This is a genomic window from Synechococcus sp. HIMB2401 (assembly GCF_042883245.1).
GTDB lineage: Bacteria > Cyanobacteriota > Cyanobacteriia > PCC-6307 > Cyanobiaceae > Parasynechococcus.
The window spans coordinates 622,083-641,706 of record NZ_JBDJKK010000001.1 but is presented as its reverse complement, the minus strand read 5'-3'; the positions used below and the strand labels follow the sequence as shown (position 1 = coordinate 641,706).

24 protein-coding genes are annotated in these 19,624 nt (G+C 61.4%); 11 read left to right on the top strand and 13 right to left on the bottom strand.

Translation table 11 applies throughout. From position 1 onward, the window contains the following. The first annotated feature begins 139 nt into the window (after positions 1-139). From AAXE93_RS03925 to AAXE93_RS03910, 4 genes are read left to right on the top strand one after another with little or no spacing between them, the layout of a single operon-like run. Positions 140-1,123: a pyruvate dehydrogenase complex E1 component subunit beta gene (locus tag AAXE93_RS03925; RefSeq protein WP_011364166.1), complete on the top strand. Its 984-nt coding sequence runs from the start codon at positions 140-142 to the stop codon at positions 1,121-1,123. A gap of 5 nt (positions 1,124-1,128) precedes the next feature. Then, positions 1,129-2,610, top strand: a complete 1,482-nt coding sequence (secD, locus tag AAXE93_RS03920) for a protein translocase subunit SecD (RefSeq protein WP_390128283.1) — start codon at positions 1,129-1,131, stop codon at positions 2,608-2,610. A gap of 3 nt (positions 2,611-2,613) precedes the next feature. Further along, complete coding sequence (secF, locus tag AAXE93_RS03915; protein WP_390128281.1) at positions 2,614-3,603, top strand: protein translocase subunit SecF; 990 nt, start codon at positions 2,614-2,616, stop codon at positions 3,601-3,603. After that, entirely contained in the window at positions 3,596-3,817 is a 222-nt protein-coding gene (locus AAXE93_RS03910; protein WP_006851299.1) for a hypothetical protein, read from the top strand. The genes secF and AAXE93_RS03910 overlap by 8 nt, the downstream gene beginning before the upstream one ends. Here AAXE93_RS03910 and AAXE93_RS03905 read toward each other — a convergent pair. Then, positions 3,814-4,035, bottom strand: a complete 222-nt coding sequence (locus AAXE93_RS03905; protein ID WP_006850715.1) for a hypothetical protein — start codon at positions 4,033-4,035, stop codon at positions 3,814-3,816. The two genes, AAXE93_RS03910 and AAXE93_RS03905, sit on opposite strands and share 4 nt — an antisense overlap. Positions 4,036-4,164: 129 nt before the next feature. Between AAXE93_RS03905 and AAXE93_RS03900 the strand changes: the two genes are divergently transcribed. After that, positions 4,165-4,344, top strand: a complete 180-nt coding sequence (locus tag AAXE93_RS03900; protein ID WP_115008942.1) for a hypothetical protein — start codon at positions 4,165-4,167, stop codon at positions 4,342-4,344. Positions 4,345-4,493: 149 nt separating this feature from the next. Here the strand turns inward: AAXE93_RS03900 and AAXE93_RS03895 are convergent, their stop codons facing one another. Genes AAXE93_RS03895 through mnmH form a run of 4 tightly spaced genes read right to left on the bottom strand, consistent with a single transcriptional unit; the run spans position 4,494 to position 8,013 of the window. Then, the gene (locus tag AAXE93_RS03895; protein WP_390128278.1) at positions 4,494-5,483 is read right to left on the bottom strand and encodes an AI-2E family transporter; all 990 of its coding nucleotides are present in this window, start codon (positions 5,481-5,483) and stop codon (positions 4,494-4,496) included. Continuing rightward, positions 5,480-6,559: an AI-2E family transporter gene (locus AAXE93_RS03890; RefSeq protein ID WP_186542223.1), complete on the bottom strand. Its 1,080-nt coding sequence runs from the start codon at positions 6,557-6,559 to the stop codon at positions 5,480-5,482. The genes AAXE93_RS03895 and AAXE93_RS03890 overlap by 4 nt, the downstream gene beginning before the upstream one ends. After that, complete coding sequence (gene psb28, locus AAXE93_RS03885; RefSeq protein ID WP_025362320.1) at positions 6,556-6,939, bottom strand: photosystem II reaction center protein Psb28; 384 nt, start codon at positions 6,937-6,939, stop codon at positions 6,556-6,558. Before psb28 ends, AAXE93_RS03890 begins: the two co-directional genes overlap by 4 nt. Positions 6,940-6,969: 30 nt before the next feature. Continuing rightward, positions 6,970-8,013, bottom strand: a complete 1,044-nt coding sequence (mnmH, locus tag AAXE93_RS03880) for a tRNA 2-selenouridine(34) synthase MnmH (RefSeq protein ID WP_390128678.1) — start codon at positions 8,011-8,013, stop codon at positions 6,970-6,972. Positions 8,014-8,053: 40 nt separating this feature from the next. Here mnmH and AAXE93_RS03875 point away from each other — a divergent pair, with 40 nt between their 5' ends. After that, positions 8,054-8,773 carry a GUN4 domain-containing protein gene (locus AAXE93_RS03875; protein WP_390128274.1) on the top strand — a complete coding sequence of 240 codons (720 nt, stop codon included), beginning with the start codon at positions 8,054-8,056 and terminating at the stop codon, positions 8,771-8,773. 53 nt (positions 8,774-8,826) lie between these two features. After that, positions 8,827-9,264, top strand: coding sequence for an ATP-binding protein (locus tag AAXE93_RS03870; protein WP_390128272.1), 438 nt, complete (start codon positions 8,827-8,829; stop codon positions 9,262-9,264). On the opposite strand, the gene AAXE93_RS03865 is transcribed toward AAXE93_RS03870, so the two are convergent. Next, positions 9,224-9,478: a DUF6439 family protein gene (locus AAXE93_RS03865; RefSeq protein WP_390128270.1), complete on the bottom strand. Its 255-nt coding sequence runs from the start codon at positions 9,476-9,478 to the stop codon at positions 9,224-9,226. The two genes, AAXE93_RS03870 and AAXE93_RS03865, sit on opposite strands and share 41 nt — an antisense overlap. 49 nt (positions 9,479-9,527) lie before the next feature. Here AAXE93_RS03865 and AAXE93_RS03860 point away from each other — a divergent pair, with 49 nt between their 5' ends. Then, positions 9,528-9,797 carry a hypothetical protein gene (locus tag AAXE93_RS03860; protein ID WP_390128268.1) on the top strand — a complete coding sequence of 90 codons (270 nt, stop codon included), beginning with the start codon at positions 9,528-9,530 and terminating at the stop codon, positions 9,795-9,797. Positions 9,798-9,810: 13 nt separating this feature from the next. Here the strand turns inward: AAXE93_RS03860 and AAXE93_RS03855 are convergent, their stop codons facing one another. From AAXE93_RS03855 to glnA, 3 genes are all read right to left on the bottom strand, one after another. Continuing rightward, complete coding sequence (locus AAXE93_RS03855) at positions 9,811-10,125, bottom strand: copper-binding protein (RefSeq protein ID WP_390128266.1); 315 nt, start codon at positions 10,123-10,125, stop codon at positions 9,811-9,813. 74 nt (positions 10,126-10,199) lie between these two features. Then, positions 10,200-11,273, bottom strand: a complete 1,074-nt coding sequence (locus tag AAXE93_RS03850; RefSeq protein WP_115132541.1) for a class I SAM-dependent methyltransferase — start codon at positions 11,271-11,273, stop codon at positions 10,200-10,202. A 114-nt stretch (positions 11,274-11,387) separates the two neighbouring features. Beyond that, positions 11,388-12,809 carry a type I glutamate--ammonia ligase gene (glnA, locus tag AAXE93_RS03845; protein WP_114989052.1) on the bottom strand — a complete coding sequence of 474 codons (1,422 nt, stop codon included), beginning with the start codon at positions 12,807-12,809 and terminating at the stop codon, positions 11,388-11,390. A gap of 206 nt (positions 12,810-13,015) precedes the next feature. Here glnA and AAXE93_RS03840 point away from each other — a divergent pair, with 206 nt between their 5' ends. After that, entirely contained in the window at positions 13,016-13,540 is a 525-nt protein-coding gene (locus AAXE93_RS03840) for an allophycocyanin subunit beta (RefSeq protein ID WP_115008950.1), read from the top strand. Positions 13,541-13,635: 95 nt separating this feature from the next. Continuing rightward, positions 13,636-14,832, top strand: a complete 1,197-nt coding sequence (locus AAXE93_RS03835; protein WP_186542228.1) for an alanine--glyoxylate aminotransferase family protein — start codon at positions 13,636-13,638, stop codon at positions 14,830-14,832. On the opposite strand, the gene AAXE93_RS03830 is transcribed toward AAXE93_RS03835, so the two are convergent. Continuing rightward, positions 14,804-15,307 (bottom strand): nucleoside deaminase, encoded by a 504-nt coding sequence (locus AAXE93_RS03830; RefSeq protein WP_390128262.1) that lies wholly within the window; start codon positions 15,305-15,307, stop codon positions 14,804-14,806. The genes AAXE93_RS03835 and AAXE93_RS03830 overlap by 29 nt on opposite strands. A 40-nt stretch (positions 15,308-15,347) precedes the next feature. Here AAXE93_RS03830 and AAXE93_RS03825 point away from each other — a divergent pair, with 40 nt between their 5' ends. Further along, positions 15,348-16,757, top strand: a complete 1,410-nt coding sequence (locus AAXE93_RS03825; protein WP_390128259.1) for a pyridoxal phosphate-dependent decarboxylase family protein — start codon at positions 15,348-15,350, stop codon at positions 16,755-16,757. 121 nt (positions 16,758-16,878) lie between these two features. Here AAXE93_RS03825 and AAXE93_RS03820 read toward each other — a convergent pair whose 3' ends face one another. From AAXE93_RS03820 to AAXE93_RS03810, 3 genes are read right to left on the bottom strand one after another with little or no spacing between them, the layout of a single operon-like run. Next, complete coding sequence (locus AAXE93_RS03820; protein WP_390128257.1) at positions 16,879-18,468, bottom strand: YcjF family protein; 1,590 nt, start codon at positions 18,466-18,468, stop codon at positions 16,879-16,881. Positions 18,469-18,502: 34 nt separating this feature from the next. Then, positions 18,503-19,009, bottom strand: coding sequence for a signal peptidase II (gene lspA / locus AAXE93_RS03815; protein ID WP_250396827.1), 507 nt, complete (start codon positions 19,007-19,009; stop codon positions 18,503-18,505). After that, complete coding sequence (locus AAXE93_RS03810; RefSeq protein ID WP_390128253.1) at positions 19,006-19,575, bottom strand: biotin transporter BioY; 570 nt, start codon at positions 19,573-19,575, stop codon at positions 19,006-19,008. Before AAXE93_RS03810 ends, lspA begins: the two co-directional genes overlap by 4 nt. Between the last annotated feature and the right edge of the window lie 49 nt (positions 19,576-19,624).

The window sequence follows — 19,624 nt, the reverse complement described above, 5'->3', positions numbered from 1 at the left end:
GCCAGCTGGCGTTGCTGCTGTCTCCGGCCATGCTGCTTTCCGTTTTGTTGTTGTTCACCTTCGCGGCGGGCGGTTGACCCTGCGCTGACTGAGATAGCTTGGCCTCACCACCCGGATTGGCCGGGATCACTGTGACGCCGTGGCAGGAACACTTCTCTTCAACGCCCTCCGGGAAGCCATCGACGAGGAGATGGGGAGAGACCCCCACGTCTGCGTGATGGGGGAGGACGTCGGTCACTACGGCGGTAGTTACAAGGTCACCAAGGATCTGGCGGAGAAATACGGCGATCTCAGGGTGCTCGATACCCCGATTGCTGAGAACGGCTTCACCGGAATGGCGGTTGGTGCCGCGATGACCGGTCTCCGGCCGATCGTTGAGGGCATGAACATGGGCTTCCTGCTCCTGGCCTTCAACCAGATCTCCAACAACATGGGGATGCTCCGCTATACGAGCGGCGGCAACTTCACCATTCCCACCGTGGTGCGCGGCCCCGGCGGTGTGGGTCGTCAGCTTGGCGCTGAGCACAGCCAACGGCTCGAGGCCTACTTCCATGCCGTCCCCGGCATCAAGATCGTGGCCTGCAGCACGCCCACCAATGCCAAAGGCCTGATGAAGGCCGCGATTCGCGACAACAACCCCGTGCTCTTCTTCGAGCACGTTCTGCTCTACAACCTCAGCGAGGAGCTCCCCGAAGGCGACTACACCTGTGCCCTCGACCAGGCGGATCTGGTGAAGGAAGGCACCGATGTGACGATCCTCACCTACTCCCGGATGCGTCATCACTGTCTCAAGGCTGTGGAGCAACTGGAGGCAGAGGGGGTGAGCGTTGAGCTGATCGATCTGATCAGCCTCAAGCCCTTCGACATGGAGACGATCAGCCGCTCCATCCGCAAGACCAACAAAGTGATCGTGGTGGAGGAATGCATGAAGACCGGCGGCATCGGGGCCGAGTTGATTGCGCTGATCACCGAACAGTGCTTCGACGATCTGGATGCCCGGCCTGTGCGTCTTTCCAGTCAGGACATCCCCACCCCCTACAACGGTTCTCTCGAGAACCTCACGATCATTCAGCCGCATCAGATCGTTGAGGCGGCGCAGGCGTTGGTCAACAAGGGCATCTGACGTTGATGGCGCGTTATCAGGGTTGGTTTGCCCTTGTTCTTGCCCTGGCGATCGCCGCCGGGATGTTTTTGGTTCGGACGCCGCTGGAACTGGGCCTCGATCTACGGGGCGGCAGTCAGCTCACCGTTGAGGTGAAGCCAGCCGGAGAAATCACCCGGGTTGGTGCCGAAGAGATGGAAGCGGTGAAAGCCGTGCTCGATCGTCGGGTCAACGGTCTTGGTGTGGCTGAGTCCACCCTTCAGACGGTGGGTGAGTCGCAGCTCGTGCTGCAGCTCCCAGGTGAGCAGGATCCCTCCGCTGCTGCGCGGGTTCTCGGCGACACAGCCCTGTTGGAGTTTCGTGCCCAAAAGGCCGACACCGAAGCAGAGTTCCGAGGTCTGAGGCAGCTCCGTTCCCAGGTGGAAGCGATCCTCAGGTTGCGTGAGGATCAGATCCGCCGTGGTGAGACCCCGGAGCCTCTCGATCTGGCTCAGCTGAAGTCAACCCAGCAGACTCTGGATCTGGATGGGCAGGCCAGCTCGGAAGAGGAGCAGCTCCGCCAGCTTCTGAACAAGGTTGATTCCGATCTGCTCACGATGCTTGAGCCGTCAGCCCTGACGGGCAAGCAGCTGGTGACGGCAGGCCGCCAACCGCTCCAGAACAACCCGAACAGCTGGGAGGTGACCCTCAATTTCGATGGTGAGGGTGCTGAGGCCTTCGCTGACCTCACCAAATCGATTGCCGGTACTGACCGGTTGCTGGCCATCACTCTGGATGATCAGCTGATCAGTGCCGCCAGCGTTGGCCCCCAGTTCAAAAGTGCTGGGATCTCTGGTGGTGCAGCCACCATCAGTGGCAATTTCAGTGCGGAAACGGCCCGTGAGCTCGAGGTGAAGCTCCGCGGCGGCTCCCTGCCCCTCCCCGTTGAAGTGATCGAGGTCCGCACCATCGGGCCCACGCTCGGAGCAGAGAACATTCGCCGCAGCCTGGTGGCCGCCCTCTCGGGCCTGGCTCTGGTGGCGGTGTTCATGGTGGTGGCCTATCGCCTGCCAGGGGCGGTGGCTGTAATGGCCCTCAGCCTCTATGCCCTGTTCAACCTGGCGGTTTACGCATTGATTCCTGTCACCCTCACCCTGCCGGGAATCGCTGGTTTCATCCTCTCGATCGGCATGGCCGTGGATGCGAATGTGCTGATCTTTGAACGGATCAAGGACGAATTGCGGCGGGGCAACACCTTGATCCGCTCGATCGATACAGGCTTTTCCGAGGCCTTTTCATCGATTGTCGATGGTCACCTGACCACGCTGATCAGTTGTGCAGCTCTCTTCTTCCTTGGCACCGGCCTGGTCAAGGGCTTTGCCGCGACCCTGGGCATTGGTGTTCTGCTGAGTTTGTTCACGGCTCTGACCTGCACCCGCACCCTGCTTCGTTTCCTGATGGGCTACGCCGGTCTGCGTCGTGCCAGCAACTTTCTGCCCACCGGGCAACTTCCTTCCCCCACCGCCTGAACCATGACTGAAGCATCGTCATCGGCACAAGCGGCCACGGTCCTCAGATTGCGCTGGTCCCTCAGCAGCATGCGCCGCAAGGTGTGGCTCGTTTCTGGTCTGGTGGTTCTGATCAGCCTGTTGGGCCTGGTGCTCAGCTGGTTGGATCCTGCGATTCGTGCTCCTCTCCGTCCCGGCCTGGATTTCACCGGTGGCACGCAGATTCAACTGGAGCGTCGCTGTGATGACGCCTGCGCCGAGCTCAAGGCGATTCAGGTCTCGGATGTGATCCGCAGCCTGGAGCTGCCCCAGGAGGAGGGTCAACCTCTCCCCAACTTGGGCGCTCCCCGGATTCAGCTTCTGGATGGCGGTCAGTCGTTGTTGCTGCGCCTGCCAACGTTGTCGGCTGCCCAGGGCCAAGCGGTGATTGAGGCGGTTGAACCCGTTGCAGGGCCATTCCTCTCCGGTGGTCAATCGGTCGACACGATCGGGCCGAGCCTGGGCAGACAATTGCTGCGCAGCAGTCTGATTTCTCTGTTGGTGGCCTTCAGCGGTATTGCGGCCTACATCAGCTTCCGCTACGACCGCCGCTACGCGTTTCTCGCTCTGGTGGCGCTGGCCCATGACGTGGCGATCGTCTGTGGAGTTTTTGCCTGGCTCGGGGTTGTGCTCCAGCTGGAGGTGGACAGCCTCTTTGCGGTTTCATTGCTGACCATTGCTGGCTATTCGGTCAACGACACGGTGGTGGTCTTTGATCGCATCCGTGAACGCAGCAAGGATGCTGCCGACCTGCCGCTTTCAGTGCAGGTGGATCAAGCGGTGTCCGCCACCCTGACCCGCACCCTCTACACCAGCGGAACCACCCTGCTGCCTCTCTTGGCGCTCGTGTTTTTCGGTGGAGCAACCCTGTATTGGTTTGCCATCGCCCTCGCCCTCGGGGTTGTTGTTGGTTCCTGGTCGAGCATCGCCCTGGCGCCCTCATTGCTCACGCTGTGGGACCGCTCCCGTGACTAAATCCAGCGGTAATTCAGAGCGGAGACGCCGTGCTGTTTCGGCCCGTTGGTTTCCAATTCTGTTGATCCTGCTGGCTCTGGCTGATCTGCGCACCGAAGTTCTGCTGCTCAGTGATCAGTTCACGATCACAGGGCTTGGTTATGCCATTCGGCATCATCAGCTTGCTGTGGTGGTCTTGCTGGGTTCCGGCTCTCTCTGGCGTCGTTTCGGTTAGCGCTTGGGGCCGTTGCCGAATTCCCGCCAGATCGAATCCCAGGTGCGTTGTTTCACCTCGGCGTTCCACTGCCCCTGGCTGTGGGTTGAGGCCCACCACGATTCGAACAGATCGTGGGCTTCCTCTTGCAGCAAATCGGGGTCAAGATTCTCGCGAACCAGCTGCATCACGGCCTGCCTCAGTTCCTCGTAACGGGAGAAATTGAAGATGACGTCCAAGCCCGCTCGTCTCACGACCTCTTGGACACATTATTGGATTGAAGAGCGTCAAGCTGGCTTCTTTGGTATCGGAGTGAACGTCATGGCCTGTAAAGGCTGAGTTACTACTCAATTGGTTGCTCAGGTTCCATGGAGTTGAATCCTGGTCTCAGCGAGGTGGTCTTCGGCTTGCGAGCTGAGGTTGAGGCTTTGAAGACGCGCTTGAACAAGATTGAGCGTGGCCAGGAGGTCGCGGTTTCTGCGGCCTATTGGCAAGCGGTTGAGCGGGAGCGTGATTCGAGGGAAAAGAAGCGGCGTCAGCTGCTCTGATCTAGTCGAAAAAAATGGGACCCTCTCCCAAGAGTCCCAAGGCTCGACGCGTCGTTCTCACGACTCCGTGAAAATACGCATGCAGGTCGGGTCTCAGGTGTGACCCTTGCTACCGGATGTTCGTGCGGATACAGGCCTCATGGCTGGGTTTATGCCCAGCGGTCCATGATCTGCTGCACCACCACCCGCTGCATCAACACCTGAAGCACCACCACCAAAGGAAGGGCCAGCAGCACGCCCGGAAGCCCGAGTAGAGCGCCAAGGCTGAGCTGAGCCGTTAAAGCCACCGTTGGCAGCAGATTCACGGTTTTGCGCAGCAGCAATGGTGTGAGCAGAAATGCCTCCAGGTTCTGCAGCACCAGCCGGAACACCAGCACCAACAGCATCAATTGCGGCGACTGCAGCAGGGCCAATCCCGTGGGCAGCAGCGTTGCCGCCGTAGGCCCGATGGTCGGCACGAACGTGAGCAGCCCACACACAAGGGCGCTCAACAGGGCCAGGGGTGATTTCAGCAGCAACAGGCCGCCCCAGGTGAGCAGAAAAACGGTGCTGGCGGAGAGGGTCATGCCACTGAGCCAACCCCCCAACGCTTGCCTGCATTCGTCCAGCAGGTGCTCCATCCGCTCCCGGGCGGGTCGGGGCGTCATGGCCACCACCATGCGCCTGTGGGCGCTTGGATCCAAGGCCAGCAGGATCGCGAGCAGCACCATCAAGAACAGTTGAATCAGCGAGTTCGCTGCACCTCCTGCGAACCCCAGCAACGGCTGAAGTCCTTTCAGATTGAGGCCCTCCCCCAAAGCGTCATTCAGCTGCGCCAGACGCGGCTCACTGCTCAGCAGGTCGGACACCTTGCTGACCAACTGCGGCAGATCCCTTCCCAGTTGCTGAAACTGGCTGATCAGTTCCGGCACCAGCAGTTGCCCCAGCAGCCCCCCGGCCAAGATCAAAATCCCCAGCACGGCCGCCAGGGCCTGGGGCCGCTCCAGTGGGGTTCGCTTCTGAACCTGAACAATCAGCACATCCAGGGCTACGGCCACCACCACGGCACCAAAGAGCACCAGCAGCACCCAACGCAGGTGCCAGAGCAACAGCACCAGCACCACCAAGGTGAGTGCAATGAGAAACGTGCCGGCGGTCATCGAACCGGCTCCAGGCGTTTCCAGCGATCCAACACATCGTGGATCACGACTTCACGGATGATCACCTGCAGCACCACCGCCAAAGGCAGCGCCATCAGCAGGCCGAGGGGGCCAAACAGGAGTGTGAACAGGAACTGAGCCGCCAGAGTCAATCCGGGCAGCAGCTTCACCTGGTGGTGCATCACCGATGGTGTGATCACGTAACTCTCGATGTTCTGGATCACCACATAGGCACCCAGCACCGCAGCGGCCTTCCAGGGGGCATCCAACAGAGCCACCGCCATCGGGAAGATCGTGCTCATGGTTGGCCCCACATTGGGGATCACGTTCAACAGCCCTGCCAGGAGTGCATTGGCCAGAACGAGCTTCACGCCCAACAGCGTTAACGCAATGCTGCAAAGCACAAACACGGCCAGGGAGCTGATCAACACACCCACCATCCAGCTGCTCAAGGCAGCACCGCACTGATCCAGGATGCGACGCCCCCGGCGTCGATAGAAGGAGGGAATCAACTGCAGGCCAACATTCCGATAGGCCTGGGGCTGAATGCTGATCATCAGAGCCACCGCCACCACGAACAACAGCCGCAGGACGCCGTTGCCGAGGTTGCCTGCCAAACCGAGCAGACCCAGCAAGCCACTGCCCACACCAGCGGCGAGGGATGAACTGTCGGGCACAAGTTGGCGTGGACCGTTCAGGCCCAGTTGATCCAGGTCGGGGAATGCATCGGCCCCATAGATGGCCTCACTGATGCTGTCGATCCAACCGAGTCCCAGCCGCACCAGGGTCTGACCCGCTTCGGGCAGCTTCTGCAACAGCAGTGCGAATTCCTCGAGAAACGGGGGGACAACAACACCTGCCGCACCGGCGACCAACAACAACAATCCAACGATGCAGAGCAGCAGGGCTAGGGGCCTTTGCATCGGCCGCCGCTCGCGAAGAATGCCCACCAATGTGCACAGCGCCATGGCCAGAACAACTGCCGCAAAAATCAGCAGCAGCAGCTCACGCAGCGACCACAGCAGAACGATGGCTGCAATGAAGGCTGTCAGCAACAGCCACTGGGGCAGTCTCAAGCTTGTTGGTCGTCGGCCCCTTCAGTCTGATTGGAATCCTGGCTTTGTGAATAACCCAAGCCATTGGCATCGGCGTAGCGCTGGGCGAAGCGCATGAAACGCTCGAAGTCCTGTTCGGACTTCCACGAGTAAACGGCTTCAAGGGCACTGGCGGTGCCGTTCACGAATTTGCCATTCACTTCGCGGGTGACCATTTCGCCTTCTTCATCCACCATCCACATTCCGGTGATGTCACCCATGGTTTCGGGAGCAATCGCAGCAGGCTGCTCGAAACGGAAGGTGGCTTGACCGGTGCGGCCGTCGCGGCTGCGGGTCAGGCGGATGTCGGGCACCACCGGCTCGTTGACTCCCCGAAAGAACTGAATCGCCGCTTTGCTCATGCCGTTCTCGAACCGTCGATGAGGGCGATCTTAATCGGGGATTTCAACAAACCCGCCGTCGATCAAGGTCTCGGCGGCTTGATCAGCGCTGAGCCCTGAGAGATCGATTGTGTCGCGTTTGGGCGATCGCGCCAGTTCATGGTCGTAACAGCGGTCGTAGTAATCGAGCGTGGCGCGGCAGGCGGTGGCCCAGTCTTCCCTGGCAATCGCCTCGAGGGCTTCCTTGGTGCGCTGGGGCCCCAGGCGACGGCTGATCCGTTCGGTCGCCTCAGCCAGAGCGGCTCCCCCCTGGTGGCCGTACACCTGCACCAATTGGTTCACCCGTTCCCCGAGGTCGCGCTGAATCTCCAGCACAGGGGCCTCTTGCATCTGATCGAAAAGGGCCTTGGGAATTCGGCAGCGGCCCACCTGGATGCTTTCCGCTTCCAACCAGATGGCTGTGGCCCCACGGCGTTGGTGTTGATCCAGGGCCTCAGCCAATTGGTTTTCGTAGTGCTCGGTGCTGGGTTGATCCGGCAGACCCAGACCGCCGAAACTGCTGCCGCGGTGGTTGGCCAGCCCTTCCAGATCAACCACGGCTGCACCGCGCGCGGCCATGGCCAACAGCAGATCGGTTTTCCCTGTTCCCGTTCGGCCTCCCATCACGCGAAGGGGCCAGTTCTGCTCAAAGCGGCTTTGGGCCCAGCGCCGATAGCTCTTGTAGCCCCCCTGAAGGAGCCTTGGCTTGAGATCGATCTGCTGGGCAAGCCAGGCCACGCTGGCTGACCGCATCCCGCCCCGCCAGCAGTAGATCCGTGGTTCCCCCTGCTGCCGCAGGTTGTCCAATTGGCGGGCCAGGTTGCTGAGCTTGGGGCCGGTGAGTTCAAGCCCCAGGTGAATCGCTGATGTGCGTCCCTGCTGCTTGTAGGTGGTGCCCACAGCGGCGCGCTCCTCATCGTTGAACAGCGGCACGTTGATGGCCCCTGGCCAGTGGCCTTTCTCGAATTCGCCGGGGCTGCGCACGTCCACCAAGGGTCCCTTCAGCTCGCGCAGCTGCTGGATTTCGATTGAACATGTCTCGCCCATGCCTGACATAGTGGGCCAACACCGAGCCAGTTGGGGCCGGTTGCGACTCATGCTCTCCGGTTCCACACCCGCCACCAAACTCAGCGTTGATCAGCTGCTGGATCGTTTCGCGAAGGGAACACCTCGCCAGCGACGTCCGCTGATCAAGCAGATCGAAACCCGCTCCGACGAGATGGCTGCGGTGGGCCCAGACCTTCTTTCTGGCTTTGACCCCGCCGGTGATGACTGGGCTGCAGGTTGGATCTTGCAGGTGTTGCAGCGCCACCATCCCGATGCAGTCACCGCTCTCATCCCGTCGTCCGATCGAGGTTGGTTGACCACTGATTCCGGGGTTGGCCTGGATTACGGACCGCTGCAGCAGGAGCTGCTCGATCAGAACTTTGAAGAGGCGGATCGCGTCACCAGCCAGTGCCTGCGTGAATTGGCCGGTGATGCCGCCGTGAAACGGGGCTACGTCTATTTCACAGAAGTTGCGCCGATGTCAGGCGTTGATCTGGTCAGTCTTGATCGCCTCTGGACGGTCTATTCCCAAGGTCGCTTCGGCTTCACAGCCCAGTCCCAGTTGCTGTCAGCCCTCGATGGGCGTTACGAACGCCTTTGGCCCCGGATTGGCTGGAAATGTGATGGCGTCTGGACGCGTTATCCCGGTGCTTTCACCTGGTCGATCGAGGCTCCAGAAGGGCACATGCCGTTGATCAATCAGCTCCGTGGCGTTCGCCTGATGGATTCCCTCTTGAATCATCCGGCACTTGTGGCCCGCAGATCCTGACGGGGCTTCCCATCAACGGTAAGTTCGAAACACCGACGTCAACGGGCCCCACTGTGCCGTCCAAGAGGTTTCGCTGGGCTGAGTTCACCTTGCCGTCGACCCTGCAGCTGGCTCCTCTGCTGGAGCTGCTGACCGAGCCCGTCGGTTGTGTTCTCACCAGTCAGCGGATTGAGCTGGGGTTGCATGAAGCCCTGGTCAATGCCGTTCGCCATGGCAATGCCGAGAACCCCGCCAAGAAGCTCCGTGTTCGGCGCATCCTCACGCCCAACTGGATGGTCTGGCAGGTTCAGGATGAGGGTTGCGGTCTCCCAAAACAGTCCCGCACAGCTACCCTTCCGCCGGCTCTCGATGCTCCCAGCGGGCGTGGGTTGTTCCTGATCCATCAATGTTTTGATGATGTGCGCTGGAGCCGCCGGGGGAATCGCCTGCAGCTGGCCTGCCGTCGGCCCGTCAGTGACGCGGACAGCCCGGATCCTTCAGCTCTCCTTTGAACCACCCCAGTGCCTGCTGGGTCAGGTTCTCCACGTCGGCGCTGTCCCCTTGGCGTAGCAGTTGCACCATCGCTGCTGCTAGTAACTCAGCTCCACGCCGCTGTCGGTTGCTCTTCAGCTGATGCCAGTCGCGATCGCCGATGCGGAGCAACTGGTGCAGTTCTTCCGCCTTGGCTGTAGCGGAGTTGGGCCATGGGGCGTCAGGTGAAGTCATCCCTGAATCATCAGATCGATCTAGTTTCGGTTGATGTGGGTGCAATGGCGTGGAACAGCGCAAAGGCCAACGACGCGTTCGTGAACTGCGTTGGTTGCACCATGCCTCACGGCTGGTGTTGCAAGGGCAATGTCAGGCCCATGCCCGGTCGGGTGTTGCGGCGCGGCGATGGCTGCAGCGCCGCAAACTTGCTGCGAATCTGATCACGCAACGGCCTGTGGGCTGGGCCTTCTCCCCCGTGTCTGGTGAGCGCTTCTGGAGATTCTTACGCTTCGGTGGAGCCGGCTTTGCCTTGGCCTGGCTGCTGGCGCAGCTTTGAACGCATCAGAAGATCAGGCCACCCGTTGTCGATGGGCCTGGCCAACTACTACCAGCGAATTCGAGGCCGGTGCCGATTCCTTCGTGGGTGTAACCCCCGCGGGCTGTGCCATGTCCTGACCGCGAAGCCAGGCATTGTGCATGGCTCGCCTGCGGCGATCTTCAGACAACACCAAACGATCGGCTGCAGCCTGAGGGCTTTCCCCAGGCATCACGGCCGTGCGCAGGCGGATGCCGAACCCATGGGCTTCGACCTGCACATGGCCTTCCATCAGCACCACCTGGAATGTCCAGCCCTGAAGCCAACGCAGCCTGAAGGGATTGGTCATGACGTTCCCTTCGGGATTCAGCACACCCTATGGCTCGCAGCCGTTCATGCAAGGGACGCTGTCAGGGAATCCCCTCAGCTGGCCTCTGGGATGGGTTTGCGTGCCGACCAGACCCGCGTCATGAAGTGGGTTTCCGCGGTGATGCCTTCGAACCCTGCAGCTGAGAGGCGGGCGTCGATGTCGTCGCCGATGTAGTCGCGGTAGTAAGGCTCATGGAAGACGCGCCTGAAGTTCTCCATCACGGAGGCGAACTTGGCTGAATCGGCCATCTGCACAGAGTCGGCAAGCACGAATACACCACCGGGTTCAAGCACCCGCCAGGCTTCGTTCAGCACGTTTTGGCGGGCGTCCGCCGGAAGTTCGTGCAGCAGGAACACACTGGTGACGGCCTGAACCGATTCATCAGCCAAGGGCAGTGATTCCCCGTTGGCACGGATCAGCTGAACCAGCGATGCATCGCCGTCATTCAGCCAGCGGTTGGCTTGACGCAGGTACGACTCGGAGAGATCGGTTCCGATCAGTTGCGCGTGGGGAACGGCGGCGCGGATCTGCTGCAGGGTCCGGCCGGTGCCGGTAGCCACATCGAGAATCTTGAGGGAACCCGGAGCACGGTCTGCGAAGTGCTTCAAGCCGCGTTTCAGGGGAGCCAAAACCCTGCGTCGCATGGCATCGGCGGTGCCATTGAAGAGGATCTCCACCTGCAGGTCGTAAAGACCAGCCGAATGGTCACTCAGGTAGCCGTCGGTTTGATGGTGAAAATTCTGGAGGTAGTACTCGGGGTAGAGCGCTTTTTCGGTTTCCTTGGGCAGATCCCGCACATTGCGCTCGCGGCGTCGATCCCAGGTGGAGGGAAGATCCATCCAAACCTGCGGGTAGCGGCTGACCCAGTCGAGCCAGGGTGCATCAAACAACAACTGCTCGGGGTAGATCCCCTGTTCGGCGTCCTGCCAGTCCTGTTCCTGGAGTTTCCTCATATCCAGCTGCAGCTCTCCAAGAACTTCGGCGGACACGGGCTCGGTTTTCGGCACCGCATCTGGCGCCAACAGCTCCATCAGCTTGGTGCTCAGCTCCTTGTGGGCCAGGCCCGCGATGCTTTTGCCTTGCTGAAGCGTTTGGTACGCAAGCTTGCTCAGGGGCGTTGACGCCATCGCGGATTCAGACAACGGAACCATTCCAACGAATGAGGCGCACAATCGCGTGGCCAGCAGTCCACAAAAAAACCCGCCTCCTTGGAGGCGGGTCGTGGGATGCACGGGCGCTGATCAAGCGTCGTAGTACATGGTGAATTCGTGGGGGTGAGGCCGCTGGCGCAGCTGCTGCACCTCCTCGTACTTCAGGTCGATCCAGTTGTCGATGAAGTCGTCGCTGAACACACCGCCAGCGGTGAGGAAGCCGCGATCGGCATTCAATGCTTCCAGGGCACCGTTGAGGGATGCGGGGACCGTGGCGATCTTCGAGAGCTCTTCAGCCGGAAGTTCGAACAGGTCGCGATCTTCGCCATCGCCGGGATCGATCTGGTTCTTGATGCCGTCCAGACCAGCCATCATCATGGCGCTGAAGGCCAGATAGGGGTTGGCGAGGGCATCGCCGGAGCGGAACTCGAGGCGCTTGGCCTTCGGGCTCGGGCCGGTGAGCGGGATCCGCACGGCGGCAGAGCGGTTGCCCTCGGAGTAGACGAGGTTCACCGGGGCTTCGAAACCGGGCACCAGACGCTTGTAGCTGTTGGTGGTGGGGTTGGTGAAGGCCAGGAAGGCGGGGGCGTGCTTGAGGATGCCACCGATGTACCAGCGTGCCGTCTGCGAGAGGTTGGCGTAGGTGCCTTCGCCGAAGAACAGGGGCTGACCGCCTTTCCAGAGGCTCTGGTGCACGTGCATGCCGGAGCCGTTGTCGTTGAAGACCGGCTTGGGCATGAAGGTGGCGGTCTTGCCGTACTTCTTGGCCACGTTGCGCACGACGTACTTGTACGTCATCACGTTGTCGGCGGCCTGGATCAGCTCAGCAAATTTCATGCCGAGTTCGTGCTGACCAGCGCCTGCCACCTCGTGGTGGTGCTTCTCGGTGGGAATGCCCAGCTGACCCATCAGCAGGAGCATCTCGGAGCGGATGTCCTGGGCGGTGTCGTTGGGTGCGACAGGGAAGTAGCCCTCCTTCTCCTGAATCTTGTAGGCGAGGTTGCCGCCTTCTTCGATCCGTCCGGTGTTCCAGCCCGCTTCGATCGTGTCAACGCTGTAGAAGGAACCCCCTTCAGCCGAGTTGTAGCGGACGTCGTCGAAGAGGAAGAACTCCGGCTCAGGGCCGAAGAAGGCCATATCGGCCAGGCCGGTGCTGGCCAGATGATTCAGTGCCCTCTGGGCCAGGGCGCGGGGGCAGCGCTCGTAGGGCTGGCCGGTGCGTGGCTCCTGAATCGAGCAGATCATGCTCAGGGTTTTGTGCCGGTAGAAGGGGTCCACCCAGGCCGTGTTGGCGTCCGGCACCATGGCCATGTCGGAGGCCTGGATGCCTTTCCAGCCGCGGATGGATGAGCCGTCAAAAGCCAGGCCCTCCGTGAAGGATTCTTCCTCCAGCAGATCGGTGCACACCGTCAGGTGCTGCCACTTGCCGTGCAGATCGGTGAATTTGAGGTCGATCAGTTCGATGCCTTCGTCCTTGATCTGGCGCAGGACGTCCTGGGGGGATTTCGACATAAGAAGGGACTGCTCGACTGAATTGTGCAGTGATGTGACCGTATACAGCCACAAGACACCATTTTGTATCAAGGGGTACGTTTCAGCTGCTGGAAGGCGACTGCGTAACCGTTTCTGTCAACTTGGCTGAAATGCAGGCATGCCAAAGGATCTGCCCGCCTCAACGGTGTTAGCTTCCGCTGGGGATCCTCTGGAGATTCAGGGACATGCGCGATGCAATCAGCGGTCTGATCGGTCGTTACGACCAGCTGGGTCGCTATTTCGACCGCCCGGCGATCGACAGCATCAATGTGTATCTGGATGAGTCTGCACTGCGGATTCAGGCCGTAGAGCTGATCAACGGATCCTCGGCCGAGATTGTGCGTGAGGCCAGCCAGCGCCTGTTCCGGGATGAACCCGACCTGTTGCTGCCTGGCGGCAACGCCTACACCACCCGTCGGCTCGCCGCCTGCCTGCGGGATATGGACTATTTCCTGCGTTACGCCAGCTACGCCCTGGTGGCCGGTGACAGCACGATCCTCAATGAGCGTGTGCTGAACGGACTCGACGACACCTACAAGAGTCTCGGCGTTCCCACCGGCCCAACGGTCCGCAGCATCGTTCTGCTGGGAGAGGTTGTTTCCGAGATGCTTCTGGCCAACGGTGCTGCATCCGATCAGCTCGCCACCGTTCTTCAGCCGTTCGATCACCTGGCCAAGGGCCTGGGTGAAACCAATGTGCGCCAGCGCTGATCCAGCACGCTCAACGCAAGACCTGAACAGATTGCAATCAAGCCTCCCTCACCCCTTTCAAGGGGCGTGACTGCGTAGGCTCAACACTCGAACCAATGAACAGGGCTTTGGCGACGACGAACTCACTCCTCTCTGTTGACGATCGTCACCGCAAAGCCTTTGCACCGATCGGCACACCCGACCGCCTCCTGCTTGGACCAGGCCCCTCCAACGCCCATCCAACAGTTCTGAAGGCTCTGTCGCGAACCCCGATTGGTCACCTTGATCCTCTCTATGTGGATCTGATGGGCGAAGTGCAGGAACTGCTGCGTTACGCCTGGCAGACCGACAACCGCCTCACGCTTCCGATGAGCGGCACCGGCAGTGCTGCCATGGAGGCAACCATCGCCAACACCGTCGAGCCTGGAGACACCGTTTTGGTGGCGGTGAAGGGATACTTCGGCCTGCGACTGGCTGACATGGCCGGCCGCTATCGCGCTGAGGTGAAAACCATTGAAAAACCCTGGGGTGAGTGGTTTTCGCTCGATGAGCTGGAAGCTGCCCTGATTGAGCACAAGCCCGCCATCCTGGCGATGGTCCATGCCGAAACCTCAACGGGTGTCTGCCAACCCATGGAGGGCATCGGCGACCTCTGCCGGAAGCATGATTGCCTTCTGCTGCTCGACACCGTCACCTCTCTGGGGGGCGTTCCGCTCTACATCGATGAGTGGAAAGTCGATCTTGCCTACAGCTGCAGCCAGAAGGGCCTGAGCTGCCCTCCCGGTCTCGGACCCTTCACCATGGGCCCCCGTGCTGAGGCCAAGATGACAGCCCGTCAGGGCAAGGTGCCCAACTGGTATCTGGATGTTTCCTTGTTGAACCAGTACTGGGGCAGCGATCGCGTCTATCACCACACCGCGCCGGTCAACATGAATTTCGGCATGCGTGAGGCCCTGCGTCTCCTGGCTGAAGAAGGTCTCGACCAGGCCTGGGCACGCCATCGCAGCAATGCGGAGATGCTCTGGAACGGGCTGGAAAGTCTCGGCCTTTCGATGCATGTGCCGGCCGAGCGCCGACTGCCCACCCTCACCACAGTTCGCATCCCTGAAGGTGTGGATGGCAAGGCTTTCAGTCAGCACCTGCTCAACAACCACGGCATTGAAGTTGGTGGTGGACTCGGCAGCCTTGCCGGCAAAATCTGGCGCATCGGCCTGATGGGCTACAACTCCACCCCTGAAAACGTGAACCGTCTGCTCAACCTGTTTGAGACAGAGCTGCCTCGCTTCAGCGGTTCCGTCGCCGCCGCCGCCTGAACCAGCGTTCCAGCTGCTCCCTCGCCTCGGGTTCGCGCACGCCCTGAATCACGTTCATGTGGTGATGGGCACTGGCATGGGTGGAGAGGTCAAGGCTTCCACCCAGGCCACCGCGCTTGGGATCTGACGCCGCAAAAATCACGGTTCCCATGCGGGCCTGCACCAGGGCCCCCGCACACATGGGGCAGGGTTCGAGGGTGACGATCAGGGTGCAGCTGTTGAATCTCCAGTCGTTCTGAACGATCGCTGCCTGTTGCAAGGCCACCAGTTCGGCATGCCCGAGGGGATCCCTGTCGTTCTGGCGCCGGTTCCGCCCATGGCCGATGGCTCGGCCCTTTCCATCCAGGATCACTGCGGCCACCGGAACTTCTCCTTCCGCTCCAGCCTCCTCCGCGCGCTGGAGCAGAACATCCATCCAGCGAGTGAACTCATCCCGCTGATCCACTGCTGTTCCACGTTGTCCTTTGAGCACCATCCCACGAGACGCGAAGATCGGTGCAGTTCACGGGTCTCCGTTGCAAGCCTGTTCCGAGTCTCAGCACCCACCGGATCGGCTTGCTCCGTTCGCCATCCCCTCGGCCGAAGACCCGGTGCTGAGGAACTTCCTGCATCGCAGTTCGGATCTGCTCTGCCGTTGGATCGGCTCCGCTGATCGATCAAGCCCGGTCCCCGTCATGCGGCCCTTGCCTGACGTGGCACCAGGGCTTGATGGGGCCAGCGTTGAATCGCTGCTCAGTGATCTTCAGCAGGTGATGGATGGGGCGTATCAGCCGTCCCATCCCGGTGCTCTCGCCCATCTCGATCCGCCCCCGCTGACCGCGTCCATTGCAGCGGAATTGGTCTGTGCAGGTCTCAACAACAACCTCCTGGCCGAGGAGCTTTCGCCTGGTCTGACCGGCCTGGAACATGACCTCTGCCGCTGGTTCTGCCACAGGATTGGCTTGCCCGCCGGTTCCGGAGGGGTGCTGGCCAGCGGCGGGACCCTGAGCAATCTCATGGCCCTGGTGGCCGCACGGGCGGAGTTGAAGGCCAGCCATCGGGATCCTGTGCTGCTATGCAGCCAAGACGCTCACGTCTCGATCAACAAGGCGGCAAAGGTGATGGGGCTGGCGGATGATGCCCTTCAGACGCTTCCCGTGGCCGCGGATGGTGCGCTTTGCCTCGAGGCTTTGGCCAAGCGTTTGGGAGCTCTGCAAGCGGAGGGGCGGCCTTGTCTGGCGGTGGTGGCCACGGCCGGCACCACAGTGCGTGGAGCCATTGATCCTCTGTCGGATCTGGCAACCCTCTGCCGTGATGCTGGGGTCTGGTTGCACGTTGATGCGGCCATCGGCGGTGTGTTCGCCCTCACGGCCCGCCATGCCTCTCTGATGGATGGCATGGAATCTGCCGATTCGATCACGCTGAATCCCCAGAAATTGCTGGGCATCACCAAGGCGTCATCCCTGCTGTTGCTTCGGGATCGAACCCATCTGCGTCAGGCCTTTTCAACAGGATTGCCCTACATGGAGGCGCCCAAAGGGATGGATCACGGCGGGGAGATCGGCTTGCAGGGCACCCGACCTGCGGAGATCCTCAAGCTTTGGCTGGGCCTACGCCAGTTGGGCGAGGCGGGCATCGAAGCAACGCTCAGCGGAGCTTTGCAACGGCGAACCGCCTTCGCAGCCCAATTGGACCCGGAGAAGTTCACGTTGCTGGCGGGTGACCTGCACCTGCTGGCCTTTCATCCCAAACATGGAGATGCTGCTGCAGCCGGCCGTTGGAGTGAAGACACCCGGCAAATGCTGCTGTCTCACGGCTACATGCTGTCGCGACCGTTCTATGGCGACCGTTTCTGCCTCAAGGCGGTTTTTGGAAACCCCCACACCACGGCTCAGCACCTCAGCGACCTGTCGGGACGACTGAATGAATCGCTGGCTCCAGCCTGATCGTTCACAATCGCCATCGTTTGAGACGCTTCGATGCCGGAACAGCAGCAGGGTTCACGCTGGGTTGCCATCGTCACTGGGGCGATCTCCGTGGCGATTGGTGTGCTCTATCTGCTTCTGATCACCGTTCTGGATGCCCGGGGGCCGATGCTTCCCCCTCCTGCTGAGGCCCTGGCCGGGGGGGAAGACGTCCCGCCGCCGACTGCTGAAGCGGTTCAACCACTTGCCGCATGGCACTGGCCAGAAAGCGCTGCAGTGAGAGTTCCCGTCGGTTGAGCTCAAAGGCCTGTTGAACCACGGTCTGCATGCCACCGTCACCCCAGTCCTGGTCCTGTTCGAAGTAGCGCATGAAACTGCTTCCGGCGATTCGGGTGAGCCATGCGGTCACCACCCCCTGGAGCACCTGCCCCAGCACCAGAGTGGGCAAGCTCAGGCTCAGGCTGGTGCCCAGCAAGCTCATGGCACCTTTGACGATGCCCAACTTGCCCAGGGTCTGTCCAAGGGACAGGGTCAGATCCTTGGCGCGATCACGGGACATCTCGACCCCATAGATCTTGGCCATCTCCAGGATCATCTGGGCATTCACCGCTGCGGTGCTCAACAGATCCACCCCTGGCAGCGGATTGGCAGCGACAATCCCCGCTCCCATCCAGCTGTAGCGGTCAATGCAGCGTTTGGCTTCCCGAGACCGCTGGTCGTTCAACAGGTCACGCCCGCGACTGTCGAGGGATCGGCACTGCAGAAGGATGTTGTCGGCAATTAATTCCTCCCCCTCGGCGTGCAGCACAACGGCGAGGCGCTGCAGCAGATCGCTGACGTCAGGCAGCGGCTGCAGCGGGCGACGGCCGGGTTGAGGAATCGATTGAGGAGAGGCGCTGCAGGCCACCACATCAGCAGCGTTGAGCTGTCCCTGGCAACGGGAGCGAAGCACCTGCAGGAGCCTTTTCTCCTCGTCAACTCCGCGTAAATCCCGCTTGTTCAGCACCAGGAGCAGCCGCTTGCCGAGCCCGGCGAGCGAGGTCACGACGGCGTATTCCGAAGCTCTGAGGTCCCCGTCCACCACCACGATCAAAAGATCGGCACGAACCGCCCGACGACGGGCTGTTTCCTCCCGGCTGAGTCCTTCGTCTCCGGCTTCCAGGATTCCTGGGGTGTCCACGAGCTGAAGACCACGCTCCAGGCCTTTCAAACGCAGCCGGTAGGCGCGGCTGGTTTTGGTCACGCCCATGGGCGCTCCCACATCGCCGACCATTTCATTTAGCAGGGCACGGATCAGTGATGTCTTGCCACTGGATCCAGTGCCGAACACCACAACCACCAGATCGCCTCGCTTCAGTTCCTCGGCGACCCGGTCGCGTTCGTTCTGAAGGCTGCGGCGACTGATGTCGTCCTGAATGCGTTCGATTAGACGATCCACATGGCCGAGGCTGGTGGTCGCGGCATCCCGCCGGTTCTGTGGAGCCGGGGTGGCTTGGCGTGGGTGTTGGCTTGGGCGTGATTTCAGGCGTTTCCACATCGGCCAACCCACCTGCACCGCCAGGGTGGCCACCAGCGCGAACCCCAGCAGCAGCACCGGCGTGAGCAACCAGGGAGGCAGGAAGTAACTCAGATCCCACAGCAGGCTGCGGATGGTCTGAACGGCAGCGCCGATCAGCACGAGTGCCATAAAGGCAACGGCGAGACCGATCAGCAACCGGGTTTGGCGTTTCATGCCTGCGTCACACCAGCCTCAGGGCAAGTTTGGGTCAGCCACGGCTGTTGTCACGAAGGCTGTTGTCACGGAGGCTGCTGTCCCCCCGGCGGGTCCAGAGGTCGATGGCAAAGCAGAGCACGGCGAGATTGATGGCGACATCCGCCCCGTTGAAGATCGGGAAATCGATCGGTTCGAGGGCTAGAAAATCCACCACGTGGCCCAGGCGCCAACGGTCGATCCCATTGCCCACGGTTCCACCCAGAAGCGCAGCAGCGGCGAGGGCCTGCCAGAACGGCAGCACCCGTTCACGCCAGATCCACAGGATCAGCCCGATGCCCACCCCCAAGCTGAGCAGCCCAAGCAGGGCAGTGGAGCCCTGCAGAACACTGAAGGCCGCACCGGTGTTGTGCACCAATTGCAGCGAGAGCAGATGTGGCAGCAGGGGTAGGGATTGCCCCTCTCGCAAAGCGCTCGAGGCCGCCGCCTTGCTCAGCTGATCCACCACCACGATCACTAGGGCAATCAGCAGGGTTGAGCGACGTGGAAGTGGTCTCGTCATGGCTCGATGATCAGCAACCGACGCAGCACAATTGAAAGGAATCCTGCACCGATGCAGAGCAGCATCTGAGCCGGTAGCGGACCGATTGAAAACTGCATCAGCAGCTCGGGAAAATCAAGGCTCCATCGCCCCAGCAGTGCCCCGAGGGCGAGATTCAGCACCCCGCAGATCTGGAGAACGAGCAGCCCTGCCAGGGCACAGAGCGACTGTCTGGGCAGGTCATCCATGCCGTCCTGCTGCGCCAGTCGACCGGTGAGCCAGGCTGCGGGCACGAAGCCCGCGAGGTAGCCGAAACCCGGTTCAAGCACGTAGTTCAGCCCTCCACCGCCATGGAACACCGGCAGACTGAACAATCCCAGGCTCAGATAGCCAACAGCGGCCATCACGCCGGCACGCGGGCCACTGACCATGGCGCAGAGAAGCAGCGCTGGCACCTGCCACGTGACCGGCAGGGGGAGAAGGATCGGCTCGGGAGCAGGCAGGAACAACGCGGCCGGCACAAGACCACCGATAAGGATGGCCAGCAGACCCGCCAGGGCACCACACCAGGAGGCGAGAGCCCTCACATCACTCACTCAACTCGGCCCATCCTGCTCGACAATGCAGATCCTGCCC

Excerpts from the sequence above, each read along its gene's own strand:
- secD (WP_390128283.1), top strand. The coding sequence starts at position 1,129 with ATGGCGCGTTATCAGGGTTGGTTTGCCCTTGTTCTTGCCCTGGCGATC.
- secF (WP_390128281.1), top strand. The coding sequence starts at position 2,614 with ATGACTGAAGCATCGTCATCGGCACAAGCGGCCACGGTCCTCAGATTG.
- AAXE93_RS03900 (WP_115008942.1), top strand. The coding sequence starts at position 4,165 with ATGGAGTTGAATCCTGGTCTCAGCGAGGTGGTCTTCGGCTTGCGAGCT.
- AAXE93_RS03895 (WP_390128278.1), bottom strand. The coding sequence starts at position 5,483 with ATGACCGCCGGCACGTTTCTCATTGCACTCACCTTGGTGGTGCTGGTG.
- psb28 (WP_025362320.1), bottom strand. The coding sequence starts at position 6,939 with ATGAGCAAAGCGGCGATTCAGTTCTTTCGGGGAGTCAACGAGCCGGTG.
- mnmH (WP_390128678.1), bottom strand. The coding sequence starts at position 8,013 with ATGTCAGGCATGGGCGAGACATGTTCAATCGAAATCCAGCAGCTGCGC.
- AAXE93_RS03875 (WP_390128274.1), top strand. The coding sequence starts at position 8,054 with ATGCTCTCCGGTTCCACACCCGCCACCAAACTCAGCGTTGATCAGCTG.
- AAXE93_RS03865 (WP_390128270.1), bottom strand. The coding sequence starts at position 9,478 with ATGACTTCACCTGACGCCCCATGGCCCAACTCCGCTACAGCCAAGGCG.
- AAXE93_RS03855 (WP_390128266.1), bottom strand. The coding sequence starts at position 10,125 with ATGACCAATCCCTTCAGGCTGCGTTGGCTTCAGGGCTGGACATTCCAG.
- AAXE93_RS03850 (WP_115132541.1), bottom strand. The coding sequence starts at position 11,273 with ATGGCGTCAACGCCCCTGAGCAAGCTTGCGTACCAAACGCTTCAGCAA.
- glnA (WP_114989052.1), bottom strand. The coding sequence starts at position 12,809 with ATGTCGAAATCCCCCCAGGACGTCCTGCGCCAGATCAAGGACGAAGGC.
- AAXE93_RS03840 (WP_115008950.1), top strand. The coding sequence starts at position 13,016 with ATGCGCGATGCAATCAGCGGTCTGATCGGTCGTTACGACCAGCTGGGT.
- AAXE93_RS03835 (WP_186542228.1), top strand. The coding sequence starts at position 13,636 with ATGAACAGGGCTTTGGCGACGACGAACTCACTCCTCTCTGTTGACGAT.
- AAXE93_RS03830 (WP_390128262.1), bottom strand. The coding sequence starts at position 15,307 with ATGGTGCTCAAAGGACAACGTGGAACAGCAGTGGATCAGCGGGATGAG.
- AAXE93_RS03820 (WP_390128257.1), bottom strand. The coding sequence starts at position 18,468 with ATGAAACGCCAAACCCGGTTGCTGATCGGTCTCGCCGTTGCCTTTATG.
- lspA (WP_250396827.1), bottom strand. The coding sequence starts at position 19,009 with ATGACGAGACCACTTCCACGTCGCTCAACCCTGCTGATTGCCCTAGTG.